Annotated in this window: 24 protein-coding genes; 9 read left to right on the top strand and 15 right to left on the bottom strand. The window is 71.7% G+C overall.

Annotated features, from left to right (window positions below; translation table 11 throughout):
• The first annotated feature begins 4 nt into the window (after positions 1-4).
• Both ABZY45_RS11235 and pyk read left to right on the top strand, forming a co-directional pair.
• Positions 5-1249 (top strand): acetate kinase, encoded by a 1245-nt coding sequence (locus ABZY45_RS11235; protein ID WP_356738411.1) that lies wholly within the window; start codon positions 5-7, stop codon positions 1247-1249.
• Positions 1250-1323: 74 nt separating this feature from the next.
• Complete coding sequence (gene pyk, locus ABZY45_RS11230; RefSeq protein ID WP_356738409.1) at positions 1324-2751, top strand: pyruvate kinase; 1428 nt, start codon at positions 1324-1326, stop codon at positions 2749-2751.
• Positions 2752-2844: 93 nt separating this feature from the next.
• Here pyk and ABZY45_RS11225 read toward each other — a convergent pair whose 3' ends face one another.
• The 4 genes from ABZY45_RS11225 to ABZY45_RS11210 form a co-directional block, all read right to left on the bottom strand.
• Positions 2845-4167, bottom strand: coding sequence for a hypothetical protein (locus tag ABZY45_RS11225; RefSeq protein WP_356738407.1), 1323 nt, complete (start codon positions 4165-4167; stop codon positions 2845-2847).
• Entirely contained in the window at positions 4157-4708 is a 552-nt protein-coding gene (locus ABZY45_RS11220; protein WP_356738405.1) for a DUF6114 domain-containing protein, read from the bottom strand. Before ABZY45_RS11220 ends, ABZY45_RS11225 begins: the two co-directional genes overlap by 11 nt.
• Before the next feature lie 95 nt (positions 4709-4803).
• On the bottom strand, positions 4804-5448 hold the full coding sequence (locus ABZY45_RS11215; protein ID WP_356738403.1) for a DUF6230 family protein: 645 nt from the start codon (positions 5446-5448) through the stop codon (positions 4804-4806).
• Between the two features lie 598 nt (positions 5449-6046).
• Positions 6047-7024 carry a tetratricopeptide repeat protein gene (locus tag ABZY45_RS11210; RefSeq protein WP_356738401.1) on the bottom strand — a complete coding sequence of 326 codons (978 nt, stop codon included), beginning with the start codon at positions 7022-7024 and terminating at the stop codon, positions 6047-6049.
• A gap of 317 nt (positions 7025-7341) precedes the next feature.
• On the opposite strand from ABZY45_RS11210, the gene ABZY45_RS11205 reads away from it, so the two are divergent.
• The gene (locus ABZY45_RS11205) at positions 7342-7977 is read left to right on the top strand and encodes a TetR/AcrR family transcriptional regulator (RefSeq protein WP_356738399.1); all 636 of its coding nucleotides are present in this window, start codon (positions 7342-7344) and stop codon (positions 7975-7977) included.
• Between the two features lie 12 nt (positions 7978-7989).
• Here ABZY45_RS11205 and ABZY45_RS11200 read toward each other — a convergent pair whose 3' ends face one another.
• The 4 genes from ABZY45_RS11200 to ABZY45_RS11185 form a co-directional block, all read right to left on the bottom strand.
• The gene (locus ABZY45_RS11200; RefSeq protein ID WP_356738397.1) at positions 7990-9690 is read right to left on the bottom strand and encodes a methylmalonyl-CoA mutase family protein; all 1701 of its coding nucleotides are present in this window, start codon (positions 9688-9690) and stop codon (positions 7990-7992) included.
• Positions 9691-9850: 160 nt separating this feature from the next.
• On the bottom strand, positions 9851-10183 hold the full coding sequence (locus tag ABZY45_RS11195; RefSeq protein ID WP_356738395.1) for a DUF3817 domain-containing protein: 333 nt from the start codon (positions 10181-10183) through the stop codon (positions 9851-9853).
• A gap of 71 nt (positions 10184-10254) precedes the next feature.
• Positions 10255-10767 (bottom strand): MarR family transcriptional regulator, encoded by a 513-nt coding sequence (locus ABZY45_RS11190; protein ID WP_356738393.1) that lies wholly within the window; start codon positions 10765-10767, stop codon positions 10255-10257.
• A 31-nt stretch (positions 10768-10798) separates the two neighbouring features.
• Complete coding sequence (locus tag ABZY45_RS11185; RefSeq protein WP_356738391.1) at positions 10799-12151, bottom strand: MFS transporter; 1353 nt, start codon at positions 12149-12151, stop codon at positions 10799-10801.
• Between the two features lie 70 nt (positions 12152-12221).
• Between ABZY45_RS11185 and ABZY45_RS11180 the strand changes: the two genes are divergently transcribed.
• Positions 12222-13208 (top strand): DUF5937 family protein, encoded by a 987-nt coding sequence (locus tag ABZY45_RS11180; RefSeq protein ID WP_356738389.1) that lies wholly within the window; start codon positions 12222-12224, stop codon positions 13206-13208.
• A 19-nt stretch (positions 13209-13227) separates the two neighbouring features.
• On the opposite strand, the gene ABZY45_RS11175 is transcribed toward ABZY45_RS11180, so the two are convergent.
• The 3 genes from ABZY45_RS11175 to ABZY45_RS11165 form a co-directional block, all read right to left on the bottom strand.
• Positions 13228-14607 carry a glycosyl transferase gene (locus ABZY45_RS11175; protein ID WP_356738387.1) on the bottom strand — a complete coding sequence of 460 codons (1380 nt, stop codon included), beginning with the start codon at positions 14605-14607 and terminating at the stop codon, positions 13228-13230.
• Positions 14608-14849: 242 nt separating this feature from the next.
• Positions 14850-15143: an MTH1187 family thiamine-binding protein gene (locus tag ABZY45_RS11170; RefSeq protein ID WP_145803078.1), complete on the bottom strand. Its 294-nt coding sequence runs from the start codon at positions 15141-15143 to the stop codon at positions 14850-14852.
• Positions 15140-15490, bottom strand: a complete 351-nt coding sequence (locus ABZY45_RS11165; protein WP_145803080.1) for a DUF3817 domain-containing protein — start codon at positions 15488-15490, stop codon at positions 15140-15142. Before ABZY45_RS11165 ends, ABZY45_RS11170 begins: the two co-directional genes overlap by 4 nt.
• Before the next feature lie 210 nt (positions 15491-15700).
• Between ABZY45_RS11165 and ABZY45_RS11160 the strand changes: the two genes are divergently transcribed.
• The 4 genes from ABZY45_RS11160 to ABZY45_RS11145 all read left to right on the top strand — a co-directional run bounded on the left by ABZY45_RS11160 (position 15701) and on the right by ABZY45_RS11145 (position 18329).
• Entirely contained in the window at positions 15701-16333 is a 633-nt protein-coding gene (locus tag ABZY45_RS11160) for an AIM24 family protein (RefSeq protein ID WP_356738783.1), read from the top strand.
• The gene (locus ABZY45_RS11155) at positions 16333-16983 is read left to right on the top strand and encodes an AIM24 family protein (protein ID WP_356738384.1); all 651 of its coding nucleotides are present in this window, start codon (positions 16333-16335) and stop codon (positions 16981-16983) included. The genes ABZY45_RS11160 and ABZY45_RS11155 overlap by 1 nt, the downstream gene beginning before the upstream one ends.
• Positions 16980-17756: an AIM24 family protein gene (locus ABZY45_RS11150; protein WP_356738382.1), complete on the top strand. Its 777-nt coding sequence runs from the start codon at positions 16980-16982 to the stop codon at positions 17754-17756. Before ABZY45_RS11155 ends, ABZY45_RS11150 begins: the two co-directional genes overlap by 4 nt.
• 96 nt (positions 17757-17852) lie before the next feature.
• The gene (locus ABZY45_RS11145) at positions 17853-18329 is read left to right on the top strand and encodes a MarR family transcriptional regulator (protein ID WP_356738380.1); all 477 of its coding nucleotides are present in this window, start codon (positions 17853-17855) and stop codon (positions 18327-18329) included.
• A gap of 119 nt (positions 18330-18448) precedes the next feature.
• Here the strand turns inward: ABZY45_RS11145 and ABZY45_RS11140 are convergent, their stop codons facing one another.
• Together ABZY45_RS11140 and ABZY45_RS11135 are read right to left on the bottom strand one after the other, a co-directional pair.
• Positions 18449-19879: a HAMP domain-containing sensor histidine kinase gene (locus ABZY45_RS11140; RefSeq protein WP_356738378.1), complete on the bottom strand. Its 1431-nt coding sequence runs from the start codon at positions 19877-19879 to the stop codon at positions 18449-18451.
• A complete protein-coding gene (locus ABZY45_RS11135; RefSeq protein WP_356738376.1) occupies positions 19876-20535 on the bottom strand; it encodes a response regulator transcription factor in 660 nt (219 codons plus the stop codon). The genes ABZY45_RS11140 and ABZY45_RS11135 overlap by 4 nt, the downstream gene beginning before the upstream one ends.
• Before the next feature lie 120 nt (positions 20536-20655).
• On the opposite strand from ABZY45_RS11135, the gene ABZY45_RS11130 reads away from it, so the two are divergent.
• Positions 20656-21300 carry a PepSY domain-containing protein gene (locus ABZY45_RS11130; RefSeq protein WP_356738374.1) on the top strand — a complete coding sequence of 215 codons (645 nt, stop codon included), beginning with the start codon at positions 20656-20658 and terminating at the stop codon, positions 21298-21300.
• Between the two features lie 36 nt (positions 21301-21336).
• Here the strand turns inward: ABZY45_RS11130 and ABZY45_RS11125 are convergent, their stop codons facing one another.
• Positions 21337-23562: a protein kinase gene (locus tag ABZY45_RS11125; protein WP_356738372.1), complete on the bottom strand. Its 2226-nt coding sequence runs from the start codon at positions 23560-23562 to the stop codon at positions 21337-21339.
• Entirely contained in the window at positions 23559-25889 is a 2331-nt protein-coding gene (locus ABZY45_RS11120; protein WP_356738370.1) for a protein kinase, read from the bottom strand. The genes ABZY45_RS11125 and ABZY45_RS11120 overlap by 4 nt, the downstream gene beginning before the upstream one ends.
• Positions 25890-25927: the final 38 nt, after the last annotated feature.

Raw genomic sequence — 25927 nt, 5'->3', positions numbered from 1 at the left:
CGCGATGACCACCGATCCCACCACTGAAGGTTCCCGCTCCATGAACGACGCCCACCGCGTACTCGTGCTCAACTCCGGATCCTCGTCCGTGAAGTACCAGCTGCTGGACATGCGGGACCGGTCCCGTCTGGCCACCGGCCTGGTCGAGCGGATCGGGGAGTCCTCCTCCCGGCTGGTGCACACCCCGCTGACGGGCGGCGGTGAGCCCCGCGAGCGCACCGGGCGGATCGCCGACCACGAGGAGGCGCTGAAGGCCGCGGCCGGCGAGCTGGCGGCCGACGGGCTCGGCCTCGACTCCCCCGAGCTTGCGGCGATCGGCCACCGGGTGGTGCACGGCGGGCTGAGGTTCAGCGAGCCCACGGTGATCACGGACGCGGTGCTGAAGGAGATCGAGCGGCTCGTCCCGGTGGCCCCGCTGCACAACCCGGCGAACATCACCGGGATCCGCACGGCGCAGGCGCTGCGGCCGGACCTGCCGCAGGTCGCGGTCTTCGACACGGCGTTCCACACGACGATGCCGGAGCACGCGGCGCGGTACGCGATCGACGTCGAGACCGCCGACGCGCACCGCATCCGCCGTTACGGCTTCCACGGCACCTCGCACGCGTACGTCTCGCGCCGCACCGCCGAACTCCTGGGCCGGCCGGTGTCCGAAGTGAACGTGATCGTGCTGCACCTGGGCAACGGCGCCTCGGCCTCCGCCGTGGCGGGCGGCCGGTGCGTGGAGACGTCCATGGGCCTGACCCCCTTGGAAGGGCTGGTCATGGGTACGCGTTCGGGTGACGTCGACCCGGCGGTCACCTTCCACCTGAAGCGGGTAGCCGGGATGTCGACGGACGAGATCGACGTCCTGCTGAACAAGAGGAGCGGGCTGGTCGGCCTCTGCGGCGACAACGACATGCGGGAGATCCGGCGCCGCGTGGACGAGGGCGACGAGCGCGCCACGCTCGCGTTCGACATCTACATCCACCGGCTGAAGAAGTACATCGGCGCCTATTCGGCGGTCCTCGGCCGGGTGGACGCCGTGGTCTTCACGGCGGGGGTCGGGGAGAACTCGGCTCCAGTACGGGAGGCTGCGCTCGCGGGACTGGAGGGATTCGGCCTGGCCGTGGACGCGGACCGCAACGCCGTGCGGTCCGGCGAACCGCGGCTGATCTCGCCCGACGGCGCGGCCGTGGCGGTCGCCGTCGTACCTACCGACGAGGAGCTGGAGATCGCCGGTCAGACCTTCGACCTGGTCCACAACTGAGCGGGCCCGCGCCCCTTTGTATCTTCCACCAGACGGAATATTCCGCAGTGAAACAAACCGATAGGATCCGCCTCATGCGCCGTTCCAAAATCGTCTGCACCCTCGGTCCCGCCGTCGACTCCCATGAGCAGCTCGTCGCTCTGATCGAGGCCGGCATGAGCGTGGCCCGTTTCAACTTCAGTCACGGTACCCACGAGGAGCACCAAGGCCGTTACGACCGGGTCCGCAAGGCCGCCGCCGAGACCGGCCGCGCGGTCGGCGTACTCGCCGACCTCCAGGGCCCGAAGATCCGCCTCGCGAAGTTCGCCGAGGGTCCCGTCGAGCTGGTCCGCGGGGACGAGTTCGTCATCACGTCCGAGGACGTCCCCGGCGACAAGTCGATCTGCGGTACCACCTACAAGGGCCTGCCCGGCGATGTCGCCAAGGGTGACCCGATCCTGATCAACGACGGCAACGTCGAGCTGAAGGTCGTCTCCGTGGACGGCCCCCGGGTCACCACCATCGTGATCGAGGGCGGTGTCATCTCCGACCACAAGGGGATCAACCTCCCGGGCGCGGCGGTCAACGTCCCCGCGCTGTCCGAGAAGGACGTCGACGACCTGCGGTTCGCCCTGCGGATGGGCTGCGACCTGGTCGCGCTGTCCTTCGTCCGCGACGCCGAGGACGTCAAGGACGTGCACAAGGTGATGGACGAGGAGGGCCGCCGGGTCCCCGTCATCGCCAAGGTCGAGAAGCCGCAGGCCGTCGAGCACATGGAGGGCGTCGTCGCCGCCTTCGACGGTGTGATGGTCGCCCGCGGTGACCTGGCCGTCGAGTATCCGCTCGAGAAGGTCCCGATGGTGCAGAAGCGCCTCATCGAGCTGTGCCGCCGCAACGCCAAGCCGGTGATCGTGGCGACCCAGATGATGGAGTCGATGATCACCAACTCGCGGCCGACCCGCGCCGAGGCGTCCGACGTCGCCAACGCGATCCTGGACGGCGCGGACGCGGTCATGCTGTCGGCGGAGTCCTCCGTCGGCGCGTACCCGATCGAGACGGTCAAGACGATGTCGAAGATCGTCGTCGCCGCCGAGGAGGAGCTCCTCTCCAAGGGCCTCCAGCCGCTGGTGCCGGGCAAGAAGCCCCGTACGCAGGGTGGTTCGGTGGCACGCGCGGCCTGCGAGATCGCGGACTTCCTCGACGGCAAGGCGCTGGTGGCCTTCACCAAGTCCGGTGACACCGCCCGCCGTCTGTCCCGCTACCGCGTGGCGCAGCCGATCCTGGCCTTCACCACGGAGGAGTCCACCCGCAACCAGCTCGCGCTGAGCTGGGGCGTCGAGTCGTACGTCGTCCCGCACGTGGACAACACCGACGCCATGGTCGACCTGGTGGACGCCGAGCTGCTGAAGCTGAACCGCTACAGCGACGGCGACACGATGGTCATCACGGCCGGTTCGCCCCCCGGTGTCCCCGGCACCACCAACATGGTCCGGGTCCACCACCTGAGCGGCGAGAACGCCTGACGCGTCACGCAGCGGTGAACGGCCGTGGCCCGCATCCCGTGAACACGGGGTGCGGGCCACGGCCGTTGTGCGGCTCCCGAACGGGTCATGGGGTCAGCTGTTGCCGCCGGTGAAGTAGTTCTGCAGGCCGGGGACCTTGAGCGAGCCGCCGAACTGGCCGGCCTGGGTCACCTTGGCGTCGGTGAAGAAGGCGAAGGGCACGTTCAGCGGCGGAGGGGTCTCCGGGCTGAAGGTGACGGGGATGATGCCGAAGAGGTTGCCCTTCAGGCTCTCCGTGTACATGGTCACCGTGCCGTTGCGGATGGTGGAGGTCGAGCCCTCCTCGGCCTTGACGTGACCGGTCGTACCGGCCGGGCCCTCCGTCAGCTGGTGCAGGTCCCTGATGTCGATGGTGTCCGCGGTGAACTTCAGCACCTTCTTGATGCTGCCGTTGTACGTCTTCACCTCGACGATGCCCTTGTAGTCGAGCCCGGTGAGCGTGAGCTTGGAGGTCTCCAGGATCCACGGTGCGTCCGGGAGCAGCGGGATGCCCTGCTCCAGGTCGGCCGCGGCGAGCGCCTCGGGGTCGGCGGTCGGGCACGGGAAGCGCTCCTTGGCGCCGTCCGGGATGTCCTCGTCCTTCACCGGGTCGAGGCCCTTGACGTCCTCGTCCAGCTCCTCGACGTCCTCACCGGCCTTCTCCGCGGCGTCACGGATGGCGTCGGTGGTCTCGTCGGCCGCCTCGTCGGCAGCGTCCTTCACCTCGTCGGCCGCGTCCTTCACCTCGTCGGCGGCCTCCTTCGCCGGCTCGGTCGCGGCGGTGGACTCCGACGGCGCCGGGGTCTCCTCGGTGGCGGAGGCGGACGGCTCGGCCGTCGCCTCGTCCTTGCCGTCGAAGAGGTCCTTGAGCGCGTCACCGAGACCCAGCGGGTCGAGCGGGTTCGTCGACTTCGTGGGCGTGGGAGTGGCCGTCGGGGCGGTCTTCTCCTCGGAGGTGTCCTCGGGCTCGTCCTGTGCGGACGCGCTCGCGGAGGGCTTCGGCGCCGTGGCCCCGTCGTCCGTGCCGGCCTCGTCGGACTTGTCCTCGCCGGCCTTGTCCTCGTCGGCGTCGTCCTTGCCCGCGTCCGCGGACGGGGTGGCGCTCGGCGTCGGCTCCGCCTCCGGTTCCTGCGATTCGGACGGCTCGTCCGAGCGGGTCACACAGGGGCCGGGCGCGAAGGGGATGTCCGTGCTGTCGTCGGCCATGGCCAGCCTGGGAGTGAGACCCATGCCGACGAAGACCGCCGTCGGCATCGCGGCGAGCGCGAACGCCTTCTTTCCCGCGGGCATGTGCAGCTTCGTCAGCAGCGACTTCCTGGGCGCCGCGTGGCGGGGCCCTCTTCGCTCCGGAAGGTCCTCCGGCCCGAAGTCGTTCATCCGCGTCTCGTCACCCCGCACGATGACTCCCGCCGTCGCCCTCGGCCGCCACGTCGAACAGCAGCGGCTTCCGCGGAGCCTCCGCGGTGTCGTGGAACCCCTGGTCCTGCTCCGGCATCCGGGGCGCCTCGCCCTGGGCCCCTTCGGACGCGGGGCCGCTCTTGGCCTCGCCCGGTACCCAGGAGATGGACAGGGCTCCGCCGAGGAGGGAGAACAGGAAGCCGATGATGAAGCCGCCGATGTTGGCGACGGGTATGGAGATCAGTGCGAGCAGGATCGCGGCGACACCGGCGAACACCCGCACGATGTGGTGGAACCACATCGTCAGGCCCAGCGTGACGAGCAGGACCCCGATGATCAGCGACCCCGCACCCGCAGTGGTGGACATCGCGATCGTCATGTTGCCGAGGTGCATGTTGGCGTACGGGAAGTACGCGATGGGTAGACCACCCAGGATGGTGAACAGGCCCGCCCAGAACGGCCGGTTACCCCGCCAGGTGCGGAATCCCCGCCGGAAGACGGTGAGGTAGTGCTCGTTCTGCCCTGTGGACTCGGGGCTCATGGAAAACAGCTCCCTGGAACCGGTACTGCTGTGAGAAGAGAAGGGGTGGGCAGCCGGAGGTCCTCACGGAACCCTCCGGCCACCCGGGCGAGTGCTTAGAAGCACTCCTTGACGCCCTTGTGCAGCTTCAGGCTCAGGTTGCTGAGCTTGAAGGTACCGGCGGTGGTCGCCCACGCCGTCTGCTCGACGTCGGTCAGCGTCGCCTTCTTGGCGCGCTGCGCGAAGCCGCCCGCCTTGACAGCCTTCTCCGTACCGGGCTGGATGCCGGGCTTGCCCACCGAACCGGCGCCGACGCCGATGTCGATCTGCTCGAAGTACGCGTCCGCGTCGAGCTGAGCGACGTCGAGGTACAGGTTGGTCGCCTCGACGGGCTTCTTCGGGTCGGTGCCCGCGCTCAGCTGCAGGCTGACGCTGCCGAGACCGAAGGGCAGGTCCGGCGTCACGACCGACTGGCACATGTTCGTGATCGTGGCCTTGCTGAAGCCCGACACGGCCACGGGGTGCGCCTGCTGCTTGCCACCCTCGATGTCCGTGCCGACAGCGACGCTGCCGTACTGGACGAAGTCCTCACCGACGAGCTTGTCGGTGGAGACCTTGAAGCTCTGGCCGGAGACGCTGAACGACGCGGCGAGCGCGCCCTGCGCCAGGCCGACGCCGACCGCTGCGGTCGCGACGACGCTCGGCACCATGACCAGAGCGAAACGCTTCCATCTGGTACCACCGCGAACCTGCGAACTCATAAATTTCCTCCTTCTCGGACGTACATCTCCGGTACGGGCATGTGCCCGCCCTGGGATGGGAGAAGTGCTACGTCCTCGGGAAGGAGAGCGCCCGGACCGGAGGCGCGTACCGCATCCGAATCACCGGCGATCACCCCCGAGCGACAACCACTGGCGGCGCGTCTGCGCAGCCGGTTCGGACAGGCCCTGCCCAGGGGCAGGAACCCCCCTGTCCGCGATCGGCGCCACTGCCGCCGACCACCCGGTGGGGACCCAACAGACCCGTCTGCGCCGACTGGCCGTCGAGCTGGCGGGTATTGGACCGAGCGTGGCCGATCGTGGTGCATTCGCGGCCGGGACACAAGGGGGGTCGTTACTCGCTAGTAACGGCCCGATAACCCGGACGCGACAGGGGGGTACCGTCCGGCCACACAGGGTGGCACCAAAGGGACGTCGAAACAGGAGGATTGCAGCCCTAAACCGGACAGATCCCGGAGGGCGATTTACTGCGAGTAACAGGGCTTACTTTTATCAAGTTTTGGTAAAGCAGAAGGGTTTTTGTCGTTCACCCGCGAAAACGGCCGCGGTGCCCGGAGGGCTCCACGGCCGTGTTGTCACATCAGAACAAGACGCGCGCCAGGGCGGTCCGGGCCGCGACCACTCGGGGGTCGTCGGGGCCGATCACCTCGAAGAGCTCGAGGAGGCGCACCCGCACGGCGTCGCGGTCGTCGCCGAAGTTACGGCGCACCGTCTCCACGAGCCGGCCGAAGGCGTCCTCGACGTGACCGCCCACGAGGTCCAGGTCGGCCGCGGCCATCTGCGCCGCCGGCTGGGCCGGATTCTCGGCGGCCTCCTTGCGGACCTGCTGCGGGTCCACGCCCGCGACCCGGCCCAGCAGTTCGGCCTGGGCGAGGCCCAGCTTGGCCTCGGTGTTGACCGGGTCGTCGGCCAGGATGCCCTTGTACGCCGCGACCGCACCGGCGAAGTCGTTGGCGTCCAGCGCCTGCGCGGCCGTTTCCAGCTGCGCGTCGTACGGTCCGGCGGGAATCTCGGCGGGGGCGCTCCCCGCACCCTCGGCGCCCGCGTCCGGGTCGACGACGATGCCGGTGAGCCCGAAGCGCTCCTCGCCGACCTGGATCAGCTGGTCCAGCGTCTGGCGGATCTGGCTCTCGGGGGCCGCGCCCTGGAAGAGCGGAAGGGCCTGCCCGGCCACCACGGCGAAGACCGCCGGGATGCCCTGGATCCCGAACTGCTGCATCAGCATCTGGTTGGCGTCGACATCGACCTTGGCCAGCACGAAGCGGCCGTTGTACTCGGTGGCGAGGCGCTCCAGGAGCGGGCCGAGCTGCTTGCACGGCTCGCACCACTCGGCCCAGAAGTCGATGACGACCGGGACTTCGGTGGAGCGCTGGAGGACGTCGGTCTCGAAGCCCGCCTCGTCGACGTCGATCACCAGGGAGGCCGGGGACACGCCCCCGCCACCCCCCTGCCGGGCCGACTCCGCGCGGGCCTGCTCCGCCTTCGCCTTGGCCTCGCCGGCCGCCTTCACAGCGGCGAGGTCGACGACGCCGCTCATGGACATGTTCCTAGGCTGCATACGTACATCCTCCCCCCTGAGCCCACTGTTCCGGAAAGCGATCCGTGAACCGCTCCCGCCCACAGCCGCACCGGTGTGCGCGGCGCATGGGCGGAAACGGCTCCGAGGCCCTGAATTACCCCGTGTTCGGCGCCGGGTCCCCACCCGACGCCAGTGGCTGTCGATCGTTCGTGGCGTCACGACGGCGGACCGTCGCTTCTTACGCTACGACCCGTAGCGTAACTGGCCGCACCCCCCGCAGTGCAAGAGCGCGCGGTGATCTGTCTCACGGGCTCCAGGCCCGGTCAGCGGTACTTACCGGCCGGTATGGTCACCGCATGCTGAGCCGCAGTCCCACAGAACCAGCCCGATCCGGACGTCCCCGCAGTGCCGAGGCCGACGCCGCGATCCTGGAGGCGACCCGTGCGTCGCTGGTCGATCTGGGCTGGTCGAAGCTGACCATGGGAGACGTGGCCACGCGGGCGGGGGTCGCCAAGACGACCCTCTACCGCCGCTGGGCGGGCAAGAACGAGCTGGTCGTCGACGCGGTCGCCGTGCTCTTCGACGAGCTGGAACTGCCGGACCTGGGCAGTCTGGCGGCCGATGTGGAGGCCGTGGTGCTGCAGTTCGCCGCGCTGCTGGAGCGGCCGGAGACCAAGACGTCGCTGATGGCCGTCGTCGCGGAGTCCACCCGCGACGAGGCGCTGCGGGACCGGATACGGAATTCGATCGTGGCCCGGCAGAAGCACCTCGTCCTGCAGGGCCGCCGGCGGGCGCAGGAGCGCGGGGAACTGCCCGTCGAGCCGGACCCCGGGGTGGCCGCCCGCACCGTCGACCTGATCTTCGACGTGATAGCCGGGGCGGTGGTCCACCGCGCACTGGTGAGCGCCGAGCCCGTCGATGCCGACTGGGCCCGGCGCTTCACCCTGCTGCTGCTCTCGGGACTGGGAGCGGCGTCCTCGCGGGAGGACTGACCGCGAGGCGCGTCAGAAGCCCGGCGGCTCCGTGTAGACGCCCCACTCGTCGCGCAGGACACCGCAGATCTCGCCGAGGGTCGCCTCGGCCCGTACGGCGTCCAGCATCGGCGCGATCATGTTCGACCCGTCCCGCGCCGCGGCCAGCATCGCGTCGAGCGCGCCCCGCACCCGGGCGTCGTCACGGCCCTCCTTGCGTGCGGCGAGCTCGCGCACCTGCTCCCGCTCGACCTCGTGGCTGACCCGCAGGATCTCCAGGTCCCCGGTGACGGAGCCGTGGTGGACGTTGACGCCGACGACCCGCTTCTCGCCCTTCTCCAGCGACTGCTGGTAACGGAAGGCGGACTCGGCGATCTCGCCCGTGAACCAGCCGTCCTCGATGCCGCGCAGGATGCCGGAGGTCATCGGCCCGATGGGGTGCGTGCCGTCCGGGTGGGCCCGGGTGCCGCGCTCCTTGATCTGCTCGAAGATCTTCTCGGCGTCGGCCTCGATGCGGTCGGTGAGCTGCTCGACGTACCACGAACCGCCGAGCGGGTCGGCGACGTTGGCGACGCCTGTCTCCTCCATGAGGACCTGCTGGGTGCGCAGCGCGATCTCGGCGGCCTGCTCGGACGGGAGGGCGAGCGTCTCGTCGAGGGCGTTGGTGTGCAGGGAGTTGGTGCCGCCGAGTACGGCGGACAGCGCCTCCACCGCGGTGCGGACGACGTTGTTGTACGGCTGCTGGGCGGTGAGCGAGACGCCGGCCGTCTGGGTGTGGAAGCGGAGCCACTGCGCCTTGTCGGTCTTCGCGCCGTAGGTCTCCTTCATCCAGCGGGCCCAGATGCGCCGTGCCGCGCGGAACTTGGCGATCTCCTCGAAGAAGTCGAGGTGCGCGTCGAAGAAGAAGGACAGCCCGGGCGCGAACGTGTCGACGTCCAGGCCCCGGGAGAGACCGAGCTCCACGTAGCCGAAGCCGTCGGCGAGGGTGTAGGCGAGCTCCTGCGCGGCCGTGGCCCCTGCCTCGCGGATGTGGTAGCCGGAGACCGAGAGCGGCTTGTACGCCGGGATGACGCGGGCGCAGTGCTCCATCAGGTCACCGATGAGGCGCAGATGGGGCTCGGGCTGGAAGAGCCACTCCTTCTGCGCGATGTACTCCTTGAAGATGTCGGTCTGGAGCGTGCCGTTGAGCACGGCGGGATCGACCCCCTGGCGCTCGGCTGCGACCAGGTACATGCAGAAGACGGGGACGGCGGGACCGCTGATCGTCATCGAGGTGGTGACGTCGCCGAGCGGGATGTCCCGGAAGAGGACCTCCATGTCGGCGGCGGAGTCGATGGCGACCCCGCAGTGTCCGACCTCGCCGAGAGCGCGGGCGTCGTCGGAGTCGCGTCCCATCAGGGTCGGCATGTCGAAGGCGACACTGAGCCCGCCGCCGCCGTTGGCCAGGATGGTCTTGTACCGCTCGTTGGTCTGCTCGGCGTTGCCGAAGCCGGCGAACTGGCGGATGGTCCAGGTGCGGCCCCGGTAGCCGGTGGGGTGGAGCCCTCTGGTGAAGGGGTACTCGCCGGGCCAGCCGATCCGTTCGAAACCCTCGTACGTATCGCCGGGGCGCGGCCCGTACGCGGGCTCCACCGGGTCCCCGGAGAGGGTGGTGAAGTCGGCGTCGCGCTTGCGGGCCTTGTCGTAACGGGCCTGCCAGCGACGGCGGCCTTCCTCGATCGCGTCAGCGTCCATGGCACAAATTTACTAGGACGTCCTAGTAAATGTCGATGGCAAACCGCCCGGCGCATCGCGCGGGGCGGTCAGGGTCTCCCGTTCGGATCAGGCTGGAGCAGGCCGGACATGGCCACGCGGTCCCGGCCGATCCGGAACGAGAGGTGCCAGAAGGCGCGGATCAGACCTTGACGGCCTGCGGCGACCCGTCGGTGATCAGCGGCTGTACCTCGCGGACCACCTTGCGCTCGACGAAGAACGCGGCGGTCGGGATCGTGCCGGAGATGAGCACCCACAGCAGCTTGCCGACCGGCCACTTCGCCTTGGAGCCGAGGTCGAAGGCGAAGATCAGGTAGATGATGAACAGGACACCATGGAGCTGCGAGACCACGAGGGTCAGGCCCGCACCGGTGTCGAATCCGTACTTGAAGACCATGCACACGCACAGGATCATCAACATGACGGCGGTGACATAGGCCATCACCCGATAGCGGGTCAGCACGCTGGATTTCATGGCATCGAGCGTAACCGGAAGGCCGGGGCGATCTTGCAGCGCCCCGGCCCCCGCTGAGTGGCGGGCGCCCGCTACCCCTTGTCCTCGAAGTCCTGGGCGGCCACCCGCAACGGCCGGAGCATCGCGAAGATCTCGGCGCACTCCTCGTCGTCGTACACCCCGAGCCCGAAGTCCATCGCCATCAGGTCCTGGCTGGCCGCCTCGACGACCTCGCGGCCCTTGTCCGTGATGGAGGCCAGGGTCCCGCGTCCGTCGTTGGGGTTGGGGCGCTTGGCGACCAGCCCCGACCGCACCAGCCGGTCCACCGTGTTCGTCACGGAGGTGGGGTGCACCATGAGGCGCTCGCCGATCTTGGACATCGGCAGCTCACCGGCCTGCGAGAAGGTGAGGAGGACCAGCGCCTCGTAGCGGGCGAAGGTCAGCCCGTACGGTTTGACCACCGCGTCCACCTCGGCGAGCAGGATCTGCTGCGCACGCATGATCGAGGTGATCGCCCCCATGGAGGGCACCGGCCCCCAGCGCCGGTGCCAGAGTTCCTCGGCGCGGGCGATGGGATCGAAGGGGAGGCTGAGCGGCTTCGGCACGGGACGACCTTACCCACTGGTCACATGGCGGTCAGCCCTGTCTCGCCTTTCGGTACCGGACGTGTGTTCTACGGACCTCCAGGGCGAGCAGCAGGGTGCAGGCGCCGCCTGCCGCCCCCGAGACCGCTACCACCTGGTGCACCGGGAAGAACTCCGCCGCGAGCCCCGCCAGCGCCATGCCGAGCCCCTGGACCGTCATCAGCCCGGCGGTGAGCAGGGTCATGGCCCGGCCTCGCAGCGGCTCGGGCACCGCCTCGACGAACCACTGGTCGAGCCCGATGACGTACGCCGCCCCGGCCCCGGCCAGCACGAGCGCGCCCACGGCCAGGGCCAGGCCCGGGCGGAAGGCGTACAGCACCAGGGGCAGCAGTCCCAGGACCGCCACCGGCAGCACGATCCGGGAACGGGCCCGGGGGCCGAGCGCGGTCCCCACGCAGAGTTCCGCGCCGATGTGCCCGACGGCCATCGCCCCCATGAGCAGCCCGAGGGCGGCGGGGCCCGCCCCGATCGCGTCCGCGTACGGCGCGGCGAGGGCCTCCGGGGCCACCACGAAGAAGGCGGGCACCCAGAAGAGGAGCAGCAGCCCCCGCACCCTGCGGTCGCCGAGGACGGCGCGGGCCCCGGCGAGCGACTCCGCGAGCAGCGGGCCGCTCCCCTCCCCGGTCGTACGGGCGGGCCGGTCCCGGGTGCCCAGCCGCAGCAGCGCCGCGGAACAGAGGAAGGTGAGCACGGTGACGGTGATCGCCCCGCGCGGGGACAGGGCCGCGAGCAGGACGCCGCCTGCGCCGAAGCCGACGAGCAGGGCGCTCTGCGAGACGAGCCGCAGCAGCGAACGCCCGAGGACGTAGAGGTCGCCCTCCCCGAGGATGTCGGTGAGCGCGGCCGTACGCGTGCCGGTGAAGACGGGCGCCACCGCGGCCACCACGCAGCGCAGCGCCAGAAGCCCCCAGACCGGCGTGCCGGGGAGCACCATCACCGCGACGCAGCCGGCGCAGATCAGGTCGCAGGTGACCAGGACCCGGCGGGCGGGGTACCGGTCGGCGACCCCGGCGAAGAGCGTGCCGCCGACCACGTACGGGAGGAACCCCAGCGCGAAGGTGAGGGCGGACAGCAGGGGTGAGCCGGTGAGGTCGTAGACCAGCACCGTGAGCGCCAGCTCGCTGACGACGACGCCGAGGAGGGAGAGCAGGTGCGCGGCGAAGACCGGCCGGAACTCCCGTACGGCGAACACGGCGCGGTAGCCCCCGGGACCGGGGTCCGCCCCCGGGGCGTGGCCCGGGTCGGTCGAGGAGACGCGCTCCGGGGGCGGGGCCGGGGACGGCGCCTCGGCGGCGGGCGGGATGTCGCGGGGTGAACCCGCCGGAATGGTGTCGTCGCTCGGCATGCACGCAGCTTGGGGGCACGGCCCCGCACCGGCGTAGACTTTCGGCTGACGCCGAAACTTGGGTGCTTCCATGCCGTTCCATCTGCACTTCGACGAGAGCGATCTCCTCCGCTGCCGCTTCGCGCTCTCCCCGCTATGGGAGACGCAGGAGGCGGTGCGGACGCTGCACCGGCCGGGCCGTCACGGCTACCACCTGCCCTGGCTCCGGCGGATCGAGCGGGACGCGGCGGCGCTGGACCTCACCCCCCTGTGGGCCCTGATGCCGGACGGCGGGCACAACCCGGACTTCGTCTGCCCGCCGCCCCTCGGACCGCTCGCCACCTTCGCCGAGGAGATCGCGGTGGTGCGTGCGACCGATCCGCCGACCGCCCGCGACGACATGGCGCGCGCCCTCGCCGACGTACCGGGCGGGGCACACTCCCCCGTCGGCCGGCGCCTGCTGGCCGACCCCGCGCGGGCGGTCCAGGAGCTGGCGGATCTGCTGGAGCGGGCCTGGCAGGTGATGGTGGAGCCGCACTGGCCCCGGCTGCGCGCGCTGCTGGAGGCGGACATCGCGTACCACTCGCGGCGCATGGCCGAGGTGGGCTTCGAGCGCCTGCTCGGCGAGATCAGCCCCCGGCTGCGCTGGACGGACTCGACGCTGACCGTGGCCGGCACCCGGGGTAACCACAGCAGGGTGCTGGGCGGGCAGGGGCTGGTCCTGATGCCGAGTGCCTTCGTGTGGCCGGACGTGGTCGGCGGCTACGAGCCTCCCTGGCAGCCCGCCGTGATCTACCCCGCACGCGGCATCGGCGGGCTGTGGGCGCGGTCCGCGGACCGTACGCCGGACGCCCTCGCCCGCCTGCTGGGGCGGGTCCGCGCCGACGTGCTGTGCGCCCTCGCCGAACCGGCCGGGACGAGCACGCTGGCCCACCTGCTCTCGCTCGCCCCGTCCTCCGTGTCGGCGCATCTGTCGGTGCTGCGCGCGGCGGGGCTGCTCACCTCGCGGAGGTACGGGCACCAGGTGCTCTACGAGCGCACGCCGCTCGGCATCGCGCTGGCGGCCCAGGAGGCCTGAGAAGGCGCGGGGTGCCCGTTCAGCTGCCTCCGGCAGGGGCGCCCGCGACCGTGGCCAGCGCGGGTTCCGCCTCCTGGGCCGGACCCGCCGCCCGGGGCCGGTCCCCGGCACCGCCGCGCGTACCGCGCTCGCGCAGCAGGGTGAGGGAGCGCACCGCGGCCGGAGCTAGGGCGATCAGCAGGGCGGGCAGCGCCCCGGGCAGGAACTCGGGATGGAGGGTGGCCGCGAGGCAGCTCAGCACACCGAGCGGCCAGGCGAGGGCCGCCACGGGCCGGTGGGCGAGCAGCAGCGTGTAGCCGATGACCCGGCCGGGCGGCAGCCGGAACAGCGCCGTCCCGTACTGCCGCGACAGCGTCGCCCACGGGCGGCGGGGCCCTCGGGCGGAGTGGCCGTCCCGGGCGGACCCCGCTTCCACGGCCGGCACGTCCGGCGTGCGGACGGAGCGCCAGTGGCGCCCGGTCAGCGGGTTGCGGCGGCGGTGCAGCTCGAAACCGGTGGCCAGGTCCTCGGCGGGCGAGGCCCGGAAGCCGCCCGCCCCGCGCAGCGCGGCGATGCGGACGACACTGCCGGCGCCGGCCAGGAGGGGAGCCCCGTAGCGGTTGCCCGCACGCTGGACGAGGGCGCCGAAGCCCTGGTCGCCGTCGAGCCGCGCGCCCACGGCGAAAGCGGTGTCCGGGTCGCCGAAGCAGCCCGTCATCCGGTCCAGGAAGCCCGGCAGGGGCACGTGCCCGGTGTCCGCCGATGCGAGCAGGTCGTAGGCGTCACCGTGCTTGGCGAGCCAGGCGTTGTGGTTACCGTGCTCCGTCCCGGCCTGGTGCGGCCCGTCCTCCCGGTTCCACTCGGGCACCCCGAGCCGGGTGAAGTGGTGCACGCCCAGTTCGGCGCAGAGCATCCTGGCCTCCGGGTCGTCGCCCTCGTCGAGCAGCCAGACGTCCAGCGGTCCGGGGCACCGCATCCGTACGGCGCCCTCCAGGACGGTCCGCACCGCCGAGAGCGGACGGCGGCCCGGGACGTACGTGGTGAGGAAGGCGACCCGGGTGCCGGGCTCCGGCGTCACCGGGACCGGGTCCCGGGCCACCGCCACGGCGTGGAGGGTCAGGACGACGACCGCCGAGGCGTACAGCGTGATCAGACCGAGGCACACCAGGGTCAGGGAGTCCGCGACGACGAGCCACCCCTGCCCCTTCGCACGCCCGGCCCGGTAGGCGGGCAGGAGCGCGACGAGCAGCAGGAGCCCGGCGAGCGCGGGGGCGAGCGCCGGCAGGAGGACGGCTCGTATTCGGGAGCGTCCGGTGCGCCTGTGGCCGCGGTAACTCACGCGGTACCCGGTCGCGGGCGGCTCGGTGAGCGGTCCGGCGGGCCGCCCGCAGCGGTCGTGGTCGTGTCTTTCCGACGGCATCGCGCCTCCAACGGTCGGATATGCCGGTATCCCCACAGAAGGGGAGACGGCGCGAGGTGTCGACCCGGCACGTCCGAGTGAGCGGATTTCTTCGCCCGAACGCGACAGGCCCCCCGGCGCCGAGGGGCGCGGGGGGTCTGTCGCGGGGTGGCCCGCGCGGTGCGCGCGGGTGCCCGTAGCGGCGCGGTGTCGCGGATGCGATTCCGCGCGTCGCGGGTGGGCGTTCCGGCCGTGGAGGGGCGTCAGCCCGCCAGGTGGCGTTCCACCGTCTCGACCTTGGAGGTCAGGCCGTCGGTGACGCCCTGCCGGATGTCGGCCTTCAGCACCAGGGAGACCCGGCCGGCGCGGGCCTCGACGGCGGCCACGGCGCGCTTGACGACGTCCATGACCTCGTCCCACTCACCTTCGATCGACGTGAACATCGCGTCGGTGCGGTTGGGCAGCCCGGATTCGCGGACGACCCTGACGGCGTCGGCGACGTACTCCCCGACGTCCTCACCGACGCCCAGCGGACTGACGGAGAAGGCGACGATCATGCGTTCACCGTGCCTTCGGCGCGGGCGCGGGCGGCGATGACGCCGTCGGCCTCGTACTTCTTGAGCAGCTTCTCGCCGTAGAGCCCGCCGAAGGGGACGACCGCGAGGAGGAAGAAGAGGGCCACACGCTTGAGCGGCCACTTCGCCTTGACCCACACGTCCAGGAGGAACACCACGTAGATGGTGAAGAGGAGGCCGTGCAGCGCGCCGAGGGGCGGCATCAGGAAGTCGATGTCCGAGATTCGCATGAGCAGCGAGCCGAAGATCAGCAGCGCCGGGAAGGACAGCGCCTCGGGAAGCGAGATGAGGCGCAGCCGGTGCAGGGCGGAAGCGGTCTTGATGTCCACGAGGGCACCTTCGGTGGGAGTGGGCGTGTCGGCTTGTGAACGCAGGCACAAGCACAGCCATTGTGGCATCGGCCTCTGCCCCCTGGAGCGGGGGGTCCGGGTCCGGCTCCTGCGGCACGTATCGGCGCATATCAGGGTCGTCCCGGGGTGCGTATCGGTCACCGGGCTCTGTCCGCCGGACTTCCGGGCGGTTACCGTCGCACCGTGGCGATGTTCCGACTCCAAGGCAGCAAGACGCTCGCCGTCGACCTGACAGGCGACGCCGTCAAGGCGAAGAACGGCTCGATGGTCGCGTACGACGGCCGGATGGCGTTCAAGAAGATGTCCGGTGGCGGTGAGGGCCTCCGCGGGATGGTGACCCGCCGGCTGACCGGCGAGCAGATGGAGATGATGGAGGTGAAGGGGCAGGGCACCTGCTATTTCGCCGACCGTGCGAGCGAGATCAACCTCGTCTCGCTGCACGGCGAGACGCTGTACGTCGAGGCGAGCAATCTGCTGGCCACCGACGCCGCGCTGCGCACCGGCACCAGCTTCACGGGCCTGCGCGGCGGGGCGAGCGGCAACGGCCTGTTCACCACAACCGTCGAGGGCACCGGGCAGGCGGCGATCATGTCGGACGGCTCGGCGGTGGTGCTGCGGGTGACACCCCAGTACCCGCTGAACGTCGACCCCGGGGCCTACATAGCTCACCAGGGCAGGCTCCAGCAGCACTTCCAGTCCGGGGTGAACTTCCGGACGCTCATGGGCGAGGGTTCGGGCGAGTCGTTCCAGATCCGCTTCGAGGGTGACGGACTCGTCTATGTGCAGCCCAGCGAGCGGAACACCGTCGGGGGCGATGTCTGATGCCGTTCCGCGAGATCAACTCGAAGATGGTCGAGGCCCAGGTGGTGCCCGGCCAGAAGATGTACAGCCAGCGCGGCGCGATGCTCGCCTACCGCGGCGACGTCTCGTTCACCCCGAACATCCAGGGCGGCCAGGGCGGCCTGGCGTCGATGATCGGCAGGCGGGTGGCCAACGAGGCGGCCCCCCTGATGACGGTCGAGGGCAGCGGCACCGTGATGTTCGGGCACGGCGGCCACCACATCCAGGTGATCAGCCTGGCCGGCGACACCCTCTACGTGGAGGCCGACCGGCTGCTCGCCTTCGACGGGACGCTCCAGCAGGGCACGATGTTCATGGGCTCGCAGGGCGGGGTGATGGGCATGGTGCGCGGCCAGGTGACCGGGCAGGGCCTGTTCACCACGACGCTCAAGGGCCATGGCGCGGTCGCCGTGATGGCGCACGGCGGGGTGATCGAGCTGCCGATCACCCCGGGCCGCCCGGTCCACGTGGACCCGCAGGCGTACGTCGCCCACCACGGGGACGTGACCAACAAGCTGTCCACCGCACTGGGCTGGCGCGACATGGTGGGGCGCGGCTCGGGTGAGGCGTTCCAGCTGGAGCTCGACGGCAACGGAGCGGTGTACGTCCAGGCGTCGGAGGAGAAGCTGTGAGCACGCCGGTGATTTTCGACCCGATGACGCTGCCGTCGGACGACAACGTCAACGCGTACACCTTCTGTGTGGAGCTCAAGGGGAGCCAGTGGTTCCTGCAGAAGGGTAAGATGATCGCCTATTACGGGCAGATCGACTTCAACGGCATCGGGCACGGCCGGTTCGAGCGGCTGATCCGTACGAGCTTCCACTCGCCGCTGCACGCGAGCGACTGGGTGGTCGCCGAGGGCAGCGGGAAGATGCTGCTCGCCGACCGGGCCTTCGACGTGAACTCCTTCGACCTGGAGGACGGCAACCTCACGATCCGTTCCGGCAACCTGCTGGCGTACCAGCCGACGCTGGCGCTGAAACAGTCCATCGTGCCGGGCTTCCTCACCCTGATCGGTACGGGGAAGTTCGTCGCCGCCTCCAACGGCCCCGTCGTCTTCATGGAGCCGCCGCTGCGTGTGGACCCGCAGGCGCTCGTGGGCTGGGCGGACTGCCCCTCGCCGTGCCACCACTACGACCACGGCTACATGAAGGGCGTCATGGGCGGGCTGCGCTCGCTGACGGGGATCGGCGGCACCTCGGGCGAGGAGCACCAGTTCGAGTTCGTCGGGGCCGGCACGGTGCTGCTCCAGTCGACCGAGGTGCTGATGCCCGAGCAGGCGACGGGCGCGGTGCCGCACCAGCCGGGTGTGCCCGGCGGTGGTCCCGGGGCCGGGGGTCAACACGGCTCCACACCCCGCATACCCGGTCAGCTGGGGGACCTCCAGCGGCGCTTCGGATTGTGAACGGTAGTCTGCGGAGTGTGACGCCCTGCCCTCACGTGCGTGGCGTCACACACCCCCACTTCGTCCGTCTTTCAACTTCTTAGGTAGAATCCATACATGGAGACCGAGACGGCCACCCGCTGGCTTACCGACGCGGAGCAGTGCGCCTGGCGCACGCACCTGGACGTCAGCAGGCTGCTGACGCATCAGCTGGAGAAGGACCTCCAGCCTTTCGGCCTGACCATGAACGACTACGAGATCCTGGTCAATCTCTCCGAGTCCGAGGACCAGCGGATGAGGATGAGTGATCTCGCCGCTGCCACCTTGCAGTCCAAGAGCAGGCTCTCGCACCAGATCACCCGCATGGAGAACGCCCAGCTGGTACGGCGCGAGCACTGCGAGTCCGACCGGCGCGGGCTGTTCGCCGTCCTCACCGACCTGGGCTCGGAGACGATGCGCAAGGTCGCGCCGCACCATGTCGAGTCGGTACGCAGGCACTTCATGGACCTGCTCTCCCCCGAGCAGCTCACCGCACTGCACTCGGCACTGACCCCGATCGCGGACCACCTGCACGGGCGGCGCGGCAAGCCGTGACGCGGCCCGGGCCTCGGCCCGGCGCCTGCCCTGCTCGAGCCCGTCCGCGGGCAGGCCCCACCACCCGGGGCAGGCTCCCGCTCGGGCTCGCCACCGCTCGGGCCCCCACCGTCCCCGTCTCAGCCCGGCCCCGGCCGGGTGACGGGCGCCGCCGGGAGCCGCAGGGTGAATCTCGCCCCGCCCCCGGGTGCCGTGCCCACCGTGAGCGTGCCGCCGTGGCGGGTGGCCACGTCCCGGGCGATGGCCAGGCCGAGGCCGGCTCCGCCGTCGTCACGGCTGCGCGCGTCGTCCAGCCGTACGAAGCGTTCGAAGATGCGGTCCTGCTCGGCCGGGGCCACCCCGGCGCCGTCGTCGGTGACCTCCACCAGCACCTCGCTCCCGTCCGGCCTCACCGTGACGGTGACGGAACCCTCCGCGTGGCGCTGGGCGTTGTCCAGCAGATTACCGACGACGCGGGCCAACTGCCCGCGGGACCCGACGACTTCGTACGACCCTCGGTCCGCGACAGCCACCTCGGGCGGAATCCGGTCCGCCGGGCGCTGGGAGACCTCCTCGCGCACCAGCGCCCCGAGCTCGACCACCGCCTTCCCCGGCCGCTCCCCCGCGTCCAGCCGGGCGAGCAGCAGCAGATCGGCGGCCAGCACCTGGAGCCGCACGGTGTCGGCGACCGCGCCGGGCACGTCCAGCAGCTCCGGATGGGCCTCCCCGACCTCCAGCTGGGTCCTCAACGAGGCGATGGGGCTGCGCAGTTCGTGCGAGGCGTCGGCGACGAAGCGCCGCTGCCGGTCCACCGAGGCCTCCAGCACCGTCAGTGTCTCGTTGGTCGTCCGGGCCAGCCGGGCGATCTCGTCACGCGAGCCCGGTTCGGGGACCCGGCGGCCGAGGTCCTCGGACGCGGTGATCGCGGCCAGCTCCCGCCGGATGCCCTCCACCGGGCGCAGCGCCCGCCGGGTGACCATCCAGGTCACCACGGCGACGACGAGCAGCATCAGCGGCAGCCCGGTCAGCATGGCGTTGCGTACGGTGTCCACGGCCTCCTGCTCGGCCGCGAGCGGGGCGCCCGCGTGGACGGTGAGGGTGACGTCGCGCTCGGTGGTGACCTCGACCGCGGCGAAGCGGTAGTCCGCTCTCTCCCCGTCGACGGTGGCGGTGCCGCTGACGAAGTCGGGTGTCCCGGAGGAGACCTCACTGCGGGCGGGGTCGTCGTCATCGTCGTCGTCATCCCGTGCCGGAGCCGAGGACGTCGGCGCGACCTCGTCCGTCCCCGTACCCGAGACCGCCTCCAGGTCCTTGGAGACGGCCACCACGCGCCCGGCCTCGTCGGTCACCTGGACGGGGTGGGTCTCCTCGTCGTCCAGCTCCAGATCCGTGTAGGGCACCCCCAGGGCGATCTGCCCGGCGACCTCGCGCGCGGCCACCTCCGCCTCCAGGCCCGCCCGGTCGGTCAGATTGCCCCGCAGCACCGTCAGCACGGCGAGCCCCGCGACGACCAGGGCGACGGCGACGACCAGAGTGGCGCCCAGCGCGGCCCTGGCGCGTACGGACCTCACGGTGTCTCCAGCCGGTAGCCCGCGCCCCGCACCGTACGGATCGAGGCGGCGCCGAGCTTGCGCCGCAGGGTGCTGATGTAGACCTCGACGATGTTCGGGTCCCCTTCGTACGCGAAGTCCCAGACGTGCTCCAGGATGTCCGCCTTGCTGACCACCTCACCGGCCCGCGTCACGAGCTGTTCCAGGACGGCGAACTCCTTGGCCGTGAGCGTGATCTCGTCCTCACCCCGGTGGACCCGGCGCGCGGCGGTGTCCATCCGCAGCGTGCCGGCGCTGAGCACGGGCGAGGCGGAGCCGCCGCGCCGGCGCAGCAGCGCCCTGATCCGGGCGACGAGCACGACGTACGAGAACGGCTTGGTCAGATAGTCGTCGGCGCCGGTGTCGAGCCCCTCGGCCTCGTCGTACTCGCCGTCCTTCGCGGTCAGCATCAGGATCGGCATCTCGTGCCCGGCGGCGCGCAGGGCGGCGCAGATCCGGTAGCCGTTCATCCCGGGCAGCATGATGTCGAGCACCACCAGGTCGTGCACGCCCTGGCCGGCGAGGTGGAGTCCCTCCAGGCCGTCGTGCACGACGTCCACGGCGAAGCCCTCGGCGGTGAGTCCTCGTGCCAGGGACGTCGCCAGACGCTTCTCGTCCTCCACGATCAACAGGCGCATGGGGACAGCTTCCCGCACCGGACCTGAAGAAGGCTTCAGGTGGCTTCAGCCTGCGTTCAGCATCGCCGGGCCAGTGTGGTTCCCGTCGCACCGCACATCCCATCGGGGAGGAACACACCCATGAAGCGCAACATCGCCATCGCCACCCTCACCGCGGCCGTACTCGTCGGCGGCGGGCTCGTCACGACCGCCGCGTTCGCGGACTCCGACAACGGCGTGAAGGACGGCCGGACGGCGGCCCCCGCCCGCGCCGCCGACGACTCCGCGCCCGCCGGGAAGGCGGGGACGAGCGGGAGCACCGGGATCGACGAGGCCGTCGGCGCCGCGCTGAAGGCCGTCCCCGGCACGGTCACCGGGGCCGAGCGGGACGATGACGACGACGACAGCGCCCGTACCGTCTGGGAGCTCGACGTGTACGGCGCGGACAAGGTCTGGCACGACGTGACGGTGGACGCTTCGAGCGGCAAGGTGCTGTCCGACCGTGAGGACGACGACAACGACGACCGCGACCGGCACGCACCCCGCTCCGCGACCGTCTCCCTGGACGCGGCCGTCAAGGCGGCGCTCGGCTCGCAGCCCGGCACGGTGACATCCGTGGACCTCGACGACGACGGCGACGACGGCGGGCGCGGTGCGCTCCGCTGGGACGTCGATGTCGCGGGCAAGGGCGGCGAGCAGCACGAGCTGCACGTGGACGCGAAGACCGGCAAGGTCACCGTCGACCGGGACGACCGGGACGACGACAACGACGGTGACGACGACTGATCCGACCCCGGACCGGCGGTCCTGGCCGGCCGCGCCTCACGGGGCGAAGCCGGACAGGACCGTGCCGTCGTCGGGCGAGGAGAGGAACAGGGCGTCGCTGACCGCGATCAGGGAGGGCGGGGTTCCGCGCACGGGCAGGTCGAAGATTTTGCCCGCGTCGGAAGGGTTCTCGCCCGTGCGGTCCAGCTCGAAGGCGTCCACCGTGAGGTCCGCGTGGACGAGGGCGTGGTCGCCCAGGATCGAGACGTTCCCGACCGCCTCGTCCAGAAGGGTGTCGACGTGGTACCAGACTTGCCGGCCGTCGCGGAGCCGGAAGGCCCGCACCTCGCCGGGCACGGAGACCACCACCGTGCCGTCCGCCGTCACGGCCGGCTTCATCGCACCCTCCATCCCGTCGGCCAGGACCCGACGCCTGGCTGGGGCGGAGAGGTCCGTCACCGTGAGGCTGTCCCCGTCGACACAGATCAGCTCCCGGCCCTTGAGCACGGGGTGGCCGCACCGCGCCTCCGCCTGTCCGTCGCCCGGCAGTCGCTCACCCGTCCCGGCGTCGAAGACCCGGACGTCGCTTCCCACGGCCACCACCCGGCCGTCACCGGCGAGGAGCGTGAACTCGAACTCGTCGTAGTCCACCTCCCACTTCTGCGGCTTCTTCCCGCCGGTGATCTGCTGGGCGACCAGGGTGCCGGCCGATCCGCCCTTCACCTGGGCGACGTAGTAGATCACCCCGTCCGCGTACACCGCGCCCATCCCCAGGCGCCCCTTCGGCAGGGGCTGCCGCCACACCTGCTTGCCGTCGGTGAGGCGCAGCCCGACCAACTCGTCCCGTACGAAGGCGTAGACCGTGCCGCCCTCCACCGCGACGACGGACCGGCCGGCCGTCCCGTCCCCGGTCCCGGCCTCCTCCGGAAGGTTCCAGCGCTCACGGCCGGCCGCGGCGTCCAGGGCGGTGACGCCGTGTTCACCCGAGCAGACGAGGGTGCCGGCCGACAGCACACAGCCGTGTTCGCCGATGCCCTCCGCGGACTTCCAGGGCTTCCAGCCGGCCGGCCGCGCGGGGAGCTTCCGGTCGCCGGACCCGAAGTCGTCGGTGCGGCCGGCATCCGCACCGGGCACGACCGTGGGGCCGGAGACGGCCCCCGGCGCGGACGCCGACGCCGACGCACCTGGCCGTCCCGCGGCGGGGCCGTCCCCGCCGCCACCGTCGAGCAGACCGGGCAGGTACACCGCACCCAGCACGGCGCAGACCACCGAGACCGCGGCCAGGGCGACCAGCGGCCCCCGTCGCCGGGAGCGCGCGGGCGGGGCCTGCGGCGGGGCGGCCGGCCTCGGCGGAGCCGCCCGCACCGATGCCGCGCACCGCAGGGCCTGTTCGGTGTGGGCGGCGAACTGCTCCCGGAGCGCGTCGTGCCACGGGAAGGGGCCGGGCACACCGCCCGGCAGGAGCAGATCGGCAAGCTCGTGCGGGGTGGGCCGGTCCTCGGGACGGGGGGCGAGACAGCGTTCGACCACCGCACGCAACCCGGCCGGTACGCGGTCGAGTTCCGGCTCGCCGTGCGCGATGCGGAAGATGACCGCGGCCATGTCCGGGTCGTCGAACGGACCGCGACCGCACGCGGCGAAGGCGAGCACCGCTCCGAGGCAGAACACGTCCGAGGCCGGCACCAGGGCACGTGAGCCGTTGACGTGCTCGGGCGAGATGTAGCCGGGGCTGCCGACCACCACCCCGGTCCGCGTCAGCTGCGTGGCCTCGAAGGCCTGGGCGATCCCGAAGTCGATCACCTTGGGCCCGTCCGCACCCAGCAGGACGTTGCCGGGCTTCAGATCGCGGTGGAGCACCCGGACGGCGTGCATGTCCGCGAGCGCCAGCGCGAGGTGCGAACCGGCCGCCCGGACCACGGCCTCGGGCAGCGGACCGGTGCGGGTGACCGCCTCGGCGAGCGACGGGCCCGGCACGTACTCCGTGGCGAGCCACGGCGTCGCACCGCTGGCGTCCCCCGCGACGAGCGCGGCCGTACGAGGGCTGCGCACCGCACCGGCTGCCGCGATCTCGCGGCGGAAGCGGATCCGGAATCCGTCGTCGAGGTCGAGCCCCGGCAGCACGGTCTTCAGCGCGACCAGCCCGGCGAGCGGTGCGCCGGCAACCGGCGTGGCGCCCTCCTCCCGCGCCAGGTACACCTCGCCCATACCCCCGGCGCCGAGCAGCCCCAGGAGCCTGTAGGAGCCGACGCGGGTACGGCTGCCAGGAGGCAGGGGGCCGATCATGAGGCGTCCGGGCCGGGAATCGCGACGGAGACGGCGATGCCGTGGCGGTAGACGATGTGCACGACCCGGCCCACCGGGAAGATCTCGGGCGGCCGGTTCTCCTTGCCCAGCGCGATGCCGTAGGCGGGGTCGTACGGATCTTCGATCTCGGGTACCGGCACGTCCTCGATCGGGGTCCGCCTCAGAGGTCCCGGGGTCCCCCCGTCGCCGAGCGCGATGCTGTGGAGCGCGCCGGTGTCCGCCCAGACGAGCGTTCCGTCGACGAGTGCCGGGGCGGAGGCCGGGTTCTTCCTGCGTGCCTCCGCGTCCTTGCCCAGACCGTAGCGGCCCAGGATCTTGCCGTCGGCCCGCCGGGCCAGGACGATCTCCGGTTCCTCGCTGTCCTCCGCCGCCTCCTCCTCGCCCGCCGGCGCCGTCGCACCCGTCCGGTAGACGGTCACCTGGTCGGTCTCCGCCACCACCGCCGCGTACGCACCGATTCCGGCGGGCGGGGCCTCCTGGCCGCCGTCCTGGTTCTCCGGGCAGTGGACGGCGAAGTCGGACGGCGTCTTCTCCGGGCAACCGGTGTCCCGCTCCGCACCGTCCTTGGTGCCGAAAGCCTGGAGACCCTTCTCGTTGTTGACATACAGCACCCCGTCCTGGGCGCCCAGCGGCCAGAAGTCCCCGCGCTCGGCCTGGGCGAGGTCTTGCCCGACGAGCGGCTTCCGCCACTTCTCCGTGCCGTCCCGCACGTCGAAGGCGGCGATCTCTGAACCGTCGGGCAGGTCACCGATGTCCGCGAAGACCATGCCGTCGGCCACCCGCGGTGAGCTCCACGCCATGTGGGCCCCGCCGGCCCTGGCCTCCCAGCGGGAGGTGCCGGTCTTGGCGCCGACCGCGAGGAGACGGTTACCGGTGGCGAAGTACACCGAGTCCGCGTCCACCACGGGCTGGGTGGATCCCCCCGGCAGGAAGAACTGCCCGGTGGGGCTGATCCGGGCGTCCCCGCCGCCCTGTTCCTCCACAGCCGCGTACGTCCAGAGGCTCTTGCCGTCGGACGCGGAGAGCGCCTCGTACGACCCGTCCGCCATGCGGCAGACCACCACTGCCTTGCCGGCGTCGCAGCCGAGCGGGGTTCCTTCGAAGGTCGCGTGCCATGCCTTCCAGCCGGCGGGACCGGACGGCGCGGCGCTGCTCCCGCCCTTGGCGCCCCCGCCCTCGCCTCCGTCGCCGTCCCGCAGCGCGAGCAGACCTCCCGTGGCCGCCCCCGCCAGCACGATGCCGGCCAGTGCCGCGCCGAGGATGCGACGGCGGCGGGCGGGGCGGGCGGGGGCGTCGGCGGGCGGCAATCCGGGCCCCTGGGTGGGCAGTTGGCCGACCGGCGTCCGGCTGCCGGTCGCCGCCTCGGTCGGGGTGTACCCCGGCAGCAGCGGCCCGCCGAGCGACCGTACGGAGGCCAGCTCCCGCTCGTACTCGGCGATGTGGGCGGCCACCGGCGCCGGCCAGCGCACGGAATCCTCCGGCGCGAGGCGGGCGGCGAGTTCAGCGGGGGTGGGCCGGGCGGCCGGATCGGCCACCAGGCAGTCCTGGAGCACCGCGCGCAGGGCGCCCGGCACCCCGTCGAGGTCGGCCTCCACGTACTTGACCCGGTAGAGCACCGCGGCCACCGGGCCGTCGCCGAACGGGTCGCGGCCGGTCGCCGCGAAGCAGAGGACGGACGCCAGGCAGAAGACGTCGGACGCGGGCACCACGCGACCGCTGCCCGCCACGTGCTCGGGGGACATGAAGGCGGGGCTGCCGATCATGCGGCTGGTGGTCGTGAGCGGGGTGGCTCCCGCGCCACGGGCGATCCCGAAGTCGATCAGACGGGGCCCGTCGGCGGCGAGCAGGACGTTGCCGGGCTTCACGTCCCTATGCACCACACCGGCGGCGTGGACGGTCTCCAGGGCGCGGGCGAGCTCCGCCCCGAGCTTCCGGACCTCTTCCTCGTCCAGGGCGCCCGAACGGCGTACAGCGGCCGAGAGCGTGGGGCCCGCGACGTAGGCGGTGGCCAGCCAGGGCACCTCCGTACCGGCGTCACCGTCCACGACGGGGGCCAGAGCGGGGCCGGTCACCGAGCGGGCGACCTCGATCTCGCGGCGGAAGCGCTGCCTGAAGCCGGGGTCCTGGGCGACGTCACGGCGGACGGTCTTGACGGCGACCGGCGCCGCGCCGTCCCCGGCGTCGCCGGAGCCACCGCCGTCGCGCAGCCCGAGGAAGACCTCCCCCATGCCGCCCGCACCGAGCCTGGCCAGGACGGCGTACGGCCCGATCCGTCTCGGTGAGTCCTCGCGCAACGGCTCCAGCATGCGTCCCCCCGAGTGCATGGCAGGAACGCGCACCGCAC

This window comes from Streptomyces sp. NPDC006516, from assembly GCF_040611875.1.
GTDB lineage: Bacteria > Actinomycetota > Actinomycetes > Streptomycetales > Streptomycetaceae > Streptomyces.
Note: the sequence above shows the minus strand (reverse complement) of the source record. Positions and strands in the feature narration are given on the sequence as shown.